An 8,900-nucleotide genomic window follows, 5' to 3' on the forward strand; every position below is an offset into this window, starting at 1 on the left:
CGCACGGCCCGCTCTACGTCACCCACGTCTACGTCCGCGGCCCGCATGGCTGGCGTTTGGCCAGCCGCCACGCCTCAGCCGCCGACGACGGCCATCAGGCGATGGCCGAGGCCGTGCCGCACACCCTGCATTGAAGGCGATACGCATCCACCAGACGCAGAGACGCGGAGGCGCGGAGAAATGCAAGGGCTTGCTCTGCGTCTCCGCGCCTCGGCGTTTCAACCAGGCACGCTCATGAAACCGTACCACGCCCCCGCTTGGCTTCCCGGCGGTCAGGCGCAAACCCTGTGGCCGCTGCTCATCAAGCCACCCCCGCTCAAATTGCGCCGCGAACGGTGGACGACGCCCGACGGCGATTTCATCGACGTCGATCACCTTGACGGCCCGGCTGATGCACCGCTGCTGGTCCTCTTCCATGGCCTCGAAGGCAGCGCCCGCAGCCATTACGCCATCTCGACCGCCCGCGCCTGCAAGGCCGCCGGCTGGCGCCTCGCGTTGCCGCATTTCCGCGGCTGCTCGGGCGAACTGAACCGCCGGCCGCGCGCCTACCATTCGGGCGACTCCGAAGAAATCGACTGGATCCTGCGCCGCCTGCACGCCGCCAACGACGGCCGTCAGCTCCACGCCGCCGGCGTTTCGCTCGGCGGCAACGCCTTGCTCAAATGGGCCGGCGAACAGGGTGCCAACGCTGGCGAACGGGTCACCGGCGTCGCCGCCTTCTGCGCCCCGCTCGACCTCGCCGCCTGCGGCCACCATCTGGCCATGGGCTTCAATCAAATCTACACCCGCCACTTCCTGACCACGCTCAAAGCCGTTTCGGCCAGCCGCCTGCAGCAATTCCCTGGCCTCTTCGACGAAGCGCGCATGCGCCGGGCGACCAACCTCTACCAATTCGACGACGCCGTCACCGCCCCGATCCACGGCTTTGCCGGCGCCGACGACTACTGGCGGCGCGCCTCGGCCAAACCGTGGCTGAAATCGATCGCCGTACCGACCCTCACGGTCAACCCGAAAAATGACCCATTTTTGCCCTCCCGGTTTCTACCGACAGCCGCCGACGTCAGTCCCTGCGTCCGCCTCGAACAGCCCGCAGGCGGCGGCCATGTGGGTTTTGTCACCGGCGCCTTTCCCGGAAATCTGGACTGGCTCCCGCAAAGGCTTTTACACTTCTTCCTTTTCCAGACGTCATAGGCAAAAAACATGAGCCAACTCCCCGCTGAAATCTTCAAGGCCTACGATATTCGTGGCATCGTCAATCAATCGCTGACCGCCGACGTCGTCCGCCAGGTGGGTCACGCGCTCGGTTCGCTGGCCATCGAGCAGGGCCAGACGGCCATCGCCGTCGGCCGTGACGGCCGCCTGTCCGGCCCGGAACTGGCCGGCGCGCTGATCGACGGCATCTGCGCCGCCGGTTGCGACGCCATCGACGTCGGCTGCGTGCCGACCCCGGTCACCTACTTCGCCGCCTACGAACTCGGCTGCCATAGCTGCGTCTCGGTCACCGGCAGCCACAACCCACCGGACTACAACGGCCTCAAGATGGTCATCGGCGGCAACACGCTGGCCCTCGACGCCATCCAGGACCTCAAAAAGCGCATCGAAGCCGGCAACCTCAAGCACGGCCAGGGCCAGCGCAGCTCGGCCGACGTCCTCGGCGCCTACGTCGACAAGATCATCGGCGACGTCAAGCTGGCCCGCCCGCTGAAGATCGTCATGGATTGCGGCAACGGCGTCGCCGGCGCGATTGCCCCGGAACTGTTCAAGCGCCTCGGTTGCGACATCGTGCCGCTGTTCTGCGAAGTCGATGGCAATTTCCCGAACCATCACCCGGACCCGTCGAAGCCGGAAAACCTGGCCGACGTCATCAAGGCGCTCCAGGAAACCGACGCTGAAATCGGCATCGCCTTCGACGGCGACGGCGACCGCCTCGGCGTCGTCACCAAGGACGGCGAAATCATTTTCCCAGACCGCCAGCTCATGCTCTTCGCCGCCGACGTCCTGTCGCGCGTGCCGGGCGGCACGGTCATTTACGACGTCAAATGCACGCGCCTGCTCGCCCCGTGGATTCGCCAACATGGCGGTGTGCCGCTGATGTGGAACACCGGCCACGCCCTGGTCAAGGCCAAGCTGCGCGAAACCGGCGCCCCGCTGGCCGGCGAAATGTCCGGCCACACCTTCTTCAAGGAACGTTGGTACGGTTTCGATGACGGGCTGTATACAGGCGCCCGCCTGCTCGAAATCCTCTCTCGCTCGGCCGATGCCAACGCGCCGCTGAAAGCCCTGCCGAATTCCCCGTCGACCCCGGAACTCAACATCAAGATGACTGAGGGCGAACCCTTCGCGCTGATCGACAAGCTAAAGCAAAATGGCAAATTCAATAGATCCAACGAAATCATCACCATCGACGGCGTGCGCGTAGAATACGCCGATGGCTTCGGTCTGGCCCGCCCGTCGAACACGACACCGGTGGTTGTCCTGCGTTTCGAGGCCGATAACGCCGTCGCGCTCGAACGCATCCAAGCCGATTTCCGTCAGGCCATCAATGCAGTCTGGCCGGGGATTCAATTACCGTTTTAAGGGTTAACGTGAGCGAAAACGCCGCCGACCAGCTTTATTTAGGGCGCCAGCCCATCCTCGACCGCGATCAGCAGCTTTTCGCCTACGAACTCCTATTCCGCAGCGGTAGCCGCAACTTCGCCGACATCACCTGCGGCGTGCAGGCGACCGCCACGGTCATCGCCAACGCCTTCACCGAACTCGGCGTCGAAGCGGCGCTGGGCAGTTGCCGCGGTTTCATCAACGTCGACGAGGCCTTTCTGTTCAGCGACCTGCTTGAGTTGCTGCCGCGCCACGCCGTCGTTCTCGAAATCCTCGAAACCGTGCCCCCAACGCCGGCTGTCATCGAACGCTGCATCGCCCTCAAAGCCGCCGGTTTTACGCTGGCCCTCGACGACGTCATCCAGCTTGAACCGGCATACGCCGAATTGCTCGCGCTGGTCGACATCGTCAAGGTCGACATTCAGCCGCTATCACGCGTCCAGCTCATGCAGCTCGTCATGAAACTGAAGCCGATGGGCAAGCAATTGCTGGCCGAAAAAGTCGACTCGCGCGAGCAGATGGAACAATGCCTGAAGCTCGGCTTCACGCTGTTCCAGGGCTACTACTTCGCCAAGCCGACGATCATTTCCGGCAAGAAGCTCGACCATTCGCAACGGTCGCTCATGAAGCTCATGGGCCTGCTGCTCGGCGATGCGCCAACGTCGGAAATCGAAACCGCGCTCAAGCCGGAACCCGGCCTGACCATCAACCTGTTGCGCATGACCAATTCGGTCGGCGCCGGCAGCCGCGAAAAAATCACCTCGCTCGGCCACGCCATCACCGTCCTCGGCCGCCGCCAGCTGCAACGCTGGCTGCAACTGCTGGCTTTCTCGGCCGGCAACCCGAGCGGCCCGAGCAAACCGCTGCTGCTCCTGGCCGCCACCCGCGGCCGGCTCATGGAACTGTTGGCCGCCGAAGTGCAGCCGGGCGACGTCAGCTTTGCCGACCAGGCTTTCATGGCCGGCATCATGTCGCTGATGCCGGCGCTGGTCGGCCAAGCCATCGCCGACATCGTCGCTCCGCTTGGCCTCACCGCCCCGGTGCGCGATGCGCTGTGCGAGGGCAGCGGCCGCCTCGGCGCCCTGCTCCGCCTGGCTGAAAGCAGCGAATCGGGCGATATTTCCCGGTTGACCGTAGCCCTCGGCGAATTGCCCGGCCTCAGGCCGAAAGCCCTCAACCGCGCCCAGACGCAGGCGCTGCAATGGTCGAACAGCATCGGCCAGGAACAGGCGGGATAACCCAACAAGCGTTACAAAAAGGCGACAGCACCCGCACAAAACGGGGCCCGCAGGCGACTACAATCGCCCATTTTCACGACGTGAGCCAGACATGGACAGCCCCCGACAGAACGCTTCGTTTCGCCCCGGCACCCCGCCCGGCCCTCTGGCCAAGCTGGCCGCCTTCGTCCTGAGCGCGGCCTTCATGGTGCTGGCTTTCATGTTTTCGCTGGTTGCCCTGGCGGTCGTTGCCGTTCTTGGGGTGGCGCTGGGTGGCTGGCTGTGGTGGAAAACGCGCGCGCTGCGCCAGCAGATGCAGCAAATGCGCGAGGCGGCCGAGCAGATGGGCAACGATGGCCCGACCGGCAGCGATCAGGTGATCGAGGGCGAATTCATCCGCGAAGTGCCGCCAGAGCAGCGCTTGCCTTGATCAGCGCAACTTGGGGTTGAGCGAACCCCGGTTGTAATCCTTGTCGCCGGGCATGATCGTCCGGCCGATGCCAAAAACACCGCCCTGCGCTGCGGCCGGGCGGGCCTTGTTTTCAGGATACGCAGCGGCTACTTTCTGGGCCTCGGCGGCCAGCGCGGCATCGGCATATTCCCAACGACCGTTCGGAAAAAGACGGACTTTTTTCCCGTCGACCGTAGCCGCCTCGAGCGGCGTCCGATCAAGCTCGGCGGCGAAGCCCTGGCCCGCCGCCAGCACCAGCATCAGCGCCCAAGCCGCTTTCACAGCTTGCCTTCGACCCAGGCCTGAACGGAAGCCAGCGCCGCCGGCAGGTTTTCCGGCTGCGTGCCGCCAGCCTGCGCCATGTCGGGACGACCACCGCCCTTGCCGCCGACCTGCTGGGCGACCAAGTTGACCAGTTCGCCGGCCTTGACCTTGCCGGTCAGGTCGGCCGTCACGCCAGCAATCAGCGTCACCTTGCCATCGACCACCGAAGCCAGCACGATGGCCGCCGATTTGAGTTTGTCGCGCAGCTTGTCCATGGTTTCGCGCAGCGCATTGACGTCGGCGCCTTCGAGCGTCGCGGCCAGCACCTTGGCGCCCTTGACGTCGACCGCGTTGGCCAGCATGTCGTCGCCCTGGGCCGAGGCCAGCTTGCCTTTGAGGGCGGCCAGTTCGCGTTCGAGCTTCTTGACCTGATCGAGCACGGCCAACACACGGCCAGGCGCCTCTTTCGGCAACACCTTGAGGGCGCTGGCAACGCCGCCCAGCGCACTTTCCATGCCCTGCATGTAAGCCAGCGCGTTGTCGCCGGTCACCGCTTCGACCCGACGCACGCCGGCCGCGACGCCGCCTTCGGCGGTGATGCTGAACAGGCCAATGTCGCCGGTGCGGGCAACGTGGGTGCCGCCGCACAGTTCGCGCGACGAACCGATGTCGAGGACGCGCACGTCGTCGCCGTATTTTTCGCCGAAGAGCATCATGGCGCCGAGCTTCTGGGCTTCGGCGATGGGCAGGACGCGGGTTTCGGTGGCGACGTTGGCGAGAATCTCGGCATTGACGATGTTTTCGACACGACGAATTTCCGCATCGCTCATCGGCTGGTTATGCACGAAGTCGAAACGGGTTTTGTCCGGATCGACCTGCGACCCTTTCTGCTGGACGTGATCACCAAGCACTTCGCGCAGCGCCTTGTGCAGCAGGTGGGTGGCCGAGTGGTTGCGCATGATGCGCTGGCGGGCCTGCACGTCGACCTTGGCAGCGACATTGTTGCCGACGCTCAGCGTGCCGGTCTTGACGACGCCGTGGTGGCCGAAGACGGTGGCCTGGATTTTCTGCGTATCTTCGACGGCGAAAATGCCATGCACCGACTGCAGCGCGCCGCAGTCGCCGACCTGGCCACCGGATTCGGCATAGAACGGTGTGTCGTCGAGAACAACGACGCCCATTTCGCCCTCGTTGAGCTGGTTGACCGCCGCACCATCCTTGTACAGCGCGAGGACGTTAGCCTTGGTTTCGAGCCCAGCGTAGCCGTGGAATGTGGTGGCCGGGCCGTCGTAGTCGAGGTTGGTCGCCATCTTGAACTTGCCGGCGGCGCGCGCCTGCTCCTTTTGGCGGGCCATGGCCGCGTCAAAGGCGGCAGCATCGACGGTGATCTGGTGTTCGCGGCAGATGTCCTGCGTCAGGTCGAGCGGGAAGCCATAGGTGTCGTGTAGCTTGAAGGCAGTATCACCGTTGAAGACACCGCCTTGCGCCAGCGCCTTCAATTCGCCGTCGAGAATGGCCATGCCGTGCTCGATGGTCTCGAAGAAACGGTCTTCCTCCTGCTTCAGCGTGGCGATGACTTTGTGCTGGTTGTGCGCCAGTTCCGGGTAGGCGGCGCCCATTTCGGCAACGAGGTCGGGCACCATTTTGTGGAAGAAAGCAGCGCGGGCGCCGAGTTTGTAGCCGTGGCGAATGGCCCGGCGGATGATGCGACGCAGGACATAGCCGCGCCCTTCGTTGCCCGGAATGACGCCATCGGCGATCAGGAAGGAACAGGCGCGGATGTGGTCGGCCAGCACCTTGAGCGACGGCGAATCCATGTCGGCTGCGCTGGTTTCGCGGGCCGCCGCCTTGAGCAAGGCCTGGAACAAATCGATTTCATAGTTGGCGTGCACGCCCTGGAGCACGGCGGAAACGCGTTCCAGGCCCATGCCGGTGTCGACCGAGGGCTTGGGCAGCGGGTGCATGACGCCGGCATCGTCGCGATTGAACTGCATGAAGACGTTGTTCCAGATTTCGATGAAACGGTCGCCGTCTTCCTCCGGCGATCCCGGGGGGCCGCCCCAGTACTGTTCGCCGTGGTCGTAGAAGATTTCGGTGCACGGGCCGCAGGGGCCGGTGTCGCCCATCATCCAGAAGTTGTCGGAAGCATAGCGGGCGCCCTTGTTGTCGCCGATGCGGATGACGCGCTCGACCGGGACGCCGATTTCCCGGGTCCAGATGTCGTAAGCTTCGTCGTCCTCGGCGTAAACCGTGACCGTCAGCTTGTCCTTGGGCAGTTTGTAGACCTCGGTGAGCAATTCCCAGGCGTACTTGATGGCGTCGCGCTTGAAATAATCGCCAAACGAGAAGTTGCCAAGCATCTCGAAGAAGGTGTGATGGCGCGCCGTGTAGCCAACGTTCTCGAGATCGTTGTGCTTGCCGCCGGCACGGACGCATTTCTGCGAGGTCGTCGCGCGCGTGTAGGGCCGTTTGTCGAAACCGAGAAAGACATCCTTGAACTGATTCATCCCGGCGTTGGTGAACAGCAGGGTCGGATCTTCGTGCGGCACCAGCGAACTGGAAGAAACGATCTGGTGCCCCTTGGAGGCGAAGAAGTCGAGGAACTGCTGGCGGATTTCGGCGCTTTTCATAAGCTGGCTGCCCTTGCGGCGGTGAATTCGGAATCCGTGATTTTAACGCAGGTACGCCAGGAACTTGAGCCCCCGGAAAAGGTTTCAAAACGCCTTTCAATTTTGGCCATTTTTTCCGGTTGACCGTGAGAATGACAAAACCCGCCGACGGGCGGGCTTCGGGCGGGGCAGAAGCGCAGTTTAGCGGCGACGCGGACGATCAACCCGGCCGTTGTGGTTGTAATCGTGCTGGCGGTCGTGTTTTTGCCCGTAGATGCGGCGACTTTGCACGTCCTGCGCCTGATGCAGGCGGGCGCGCTCGCCGCGGGTCACGACGCCATCGGCCTTGGCACGGTTTTCCATGTTGTCGACGTGTTGCTGACCGCGTTCGAGGCGATTGGCTTCACGCTGGGTCAGGCTGCCGGAGGCGACGCCCTGGTCGATGCGTTGTTCCTGATTGGCCTGGCGCTGATCGACGCGCGGCGTGTTGGCCTGGGCGAAGGCCAGGGCGGGCAGAACAAGGGAAAGAACAGCGACGGTCTTGACGATTTTCATGTTTATCTCCTGGTGATTAGGGCGAACTCCCTGAACGCCATTAGAAGGTAAAACGGGGTAAAAATCAGCCGCCCAAATGCAAGCCTTTGTAAGCACTTGTTTCGCCGGAAACAAGATCGAGGCGATCGGTAAAGACGGCGCTGACGCCACGTCCGAACAACGATTTGGCGGCTTTTTCCGTGTTGACCGTGTAGCACAGCACCGGAATGCCATTGGCCTGCGCCTCAGCCAGGACTTCATCGCTCAAATGCGCCGCCGCACAATGCAGAGTAACCGCCTGCAAGCGCCGCACCGTTGCCAGCCAGTCGGCCGGCACCCGCTCGAAGAGCACGCCACGCGGTATCTGCGGCGCCCGATCGCGGGCAATTTCCAGTGCGACCAGCGAGAACGACGAGAACAGTGGCGGCACCCTGGCGCCCTGCCAAAGCTCGGCGCTCAGACCGGCCACCGTTTCCGCCGTCTGGCGCTCGAAGCCGGCTGCCGGCTTGATTTCGACATTGGCCAGCAGGCCGTATTCGCGGCACGCCGCTACCGCTTCGGCATAACGGGGAATCCGCTCACCATTCCCGGCATCGAGCGCGAAGAGCCGCGCATCAGGCGTCTGACCGACCCGGCCATGGCCGTTCGTCGTTCGCTCCAGCGTTTCGTCGTGGATGAGCACGGGCGTGCCGTCGCCGGACAACATGACATCGAACTCGACGGCCGCCAGCCCCCGGTCTGCCGCCAGCCGGAGTCCGGCCAGGGTATTTTCCGGCGCCAGCGCCCCGCCGCCGCGATGGGCAAACCAGCGCGGCAGCGGCAAATCCATCAGAAGGGCTGCGCCTTCTTCAACAGCGGCTTGGCACCGAGCAGCGAATTGCCGCGACTGACCGAGGTATCGAGCGCCGCCTTGGCCGGCTTCTTATCGTCCCAAACGGCTTCCATTTCCTCGTTGGCAATGAGGCGCACCGCATCGATGTTGGCGACCCGCACAGCCGGCTTGCTACCATTGCCTTTGAGCGAGGCGTAGGCGATTTCCAGTGTCTTGTCGTCATCCTTGAGCAGCTTGCTGCGCGCCGCGACACGGGCCGCCGAGGTCATCGGCAAGCCGCCGTAGAGGCGGACCATTTCCATCTGCATTTCCGGCGACAGCATGAAGCTGACGAATTTGGCCGCCTGCTTGTACTGCACCGGCGTCCGACCGGCGCCCACCCACAGCGACGCACC

At 63.9% G+C, this 8,900-nt stretch carries 8 protein-coding genes and 1 pseudogene; 4 read left to right on the forward strand and 5 right to left on the reverse strand.

Annotated elements, in window-relative coordinates:
• Nucleotides 1–234 precede the first annotated feature (234 nt).
• The 4 genes from ADADOO_RS15615 (at nt 235) to ADADOO_RS15630 (ending at nt 4,245) form a co-directional block, all read left to right on the forward strand.
• Complete coding sequence (locus ADADOO_RS15615; RefSeq protein WP_511278428.1) at nt 235–1,191, forward strand: YheT family hydrolase; 957 nt, start codon at nt 235–237, stop codon at nt 1,189–1,191.
• A gap of 9 nt (nt 1,192–1,200) precedes the next feature.
• Nucleotides 1,201–2,577 carry a phosphomannomutase/phosphoglucomutase gene (locus ADADOO_RS15620; RefSeq protein ID WP_511278429.1) on the forward strand — a complete coding sequence of 459 codons (1,377 nt, stop codon included), beginning with the start codon at nt 1,201–1,203 and terminating at the stop codon, nt 2,575–2,577.
• Between the two features lie 8 nt (nt 2,578–2,585).
• Nucleotides 2,586–3,836, forward strand: a complete 1,251-nt coding sequence (locus ADADOO_RS15625) for an EAL and HDOD domain-containing protein (protein WP_511278430.1) — start codon at nt 2,586–2,588, stop codon at nt 3,834–3,836.
• 91 nt (nt 3,837–3,927) lie between these two features.
• Complete coding sequence (locus ADADOO_RS15630) at nt 3,928–4,245, forward strand: hypothetical protein (protein ID WP_511278431.1); 318 nt, start codon at nt 3,928–3,930, stop codon at nt 4,243–4,245.
• Here ADADOO_RS15630 and ADADOO_RS15635 read toward each other — a convergent pair whose 3' ends face one another.
• The 5 genes and pseudogenes from ADADOO_RS15635 to ADADOO_RS15655 all read right to left on the reverse strand — a co-directional run.
• A complete protein-coding gene (locus tag ADADOO_RS15635) occupies nt 4,246–4,548 on the reverse strand; it encodes a hypothetical protein (protein ID WP_511278432.1) in 303 nt (100 codons plus the stop codon).
• Complete coding sequence (gene alaS / locus ADADOO_RS15640) at nt 4,545–7,160, reverse strand: alanine--tRNA ligase (RefSeq protein ID WP_511278433.1); 2,616 nt, start codon at nt 7,158–7,160, stop codon at nt 4,545–4,547. Before alaS ends, ADADOO_RS15635 begins: the two co-directional genes overlap by 4 nt.
• Before the next feature lie 180 nt (nt 7,161–7,340).
• Entirely contained in the window at nt 7,341–7,694 is a 354-nt protein-coding gene (locus ADADOO_RS15645; RefSeq protein ID WP_511278434.1) for a hypothetical protein, read from the reverse strand.
• 64 nt (nt 7,695–7,758) lie between these two features.
• On the reverse strand, nt 7,759–8,502 hold the full coding sequence (gene ugpQ, locus ADADOO_RS15650) for a glycerophosphodiester phosphodiesterase (RefSeq protein WP_511278435.1): 744 nt from the start codon (nt 8,500–8,502) through the stop codon (nt 7,759–7,761).
• Nucleotides 8,502–8,900 (reverse strand): annotated as a pseudogene (locus ADADOO_RS15655) (extracellular solute-binding protein); the annotation flags it as partial. The gene ugpQ and the pseudogene ADADOO_RS15655, both read right to left, overlap by 1 nt.

It is taken from the genome of Azonexus sp., assembly GCF_036170495.1.
Taxonomy (GTDB): domain Bacteria; phylum Pseudomonadota; class Gammaproteobacteria; order Burkholderiales; family Rhodocyclaceae; genus Azonexus.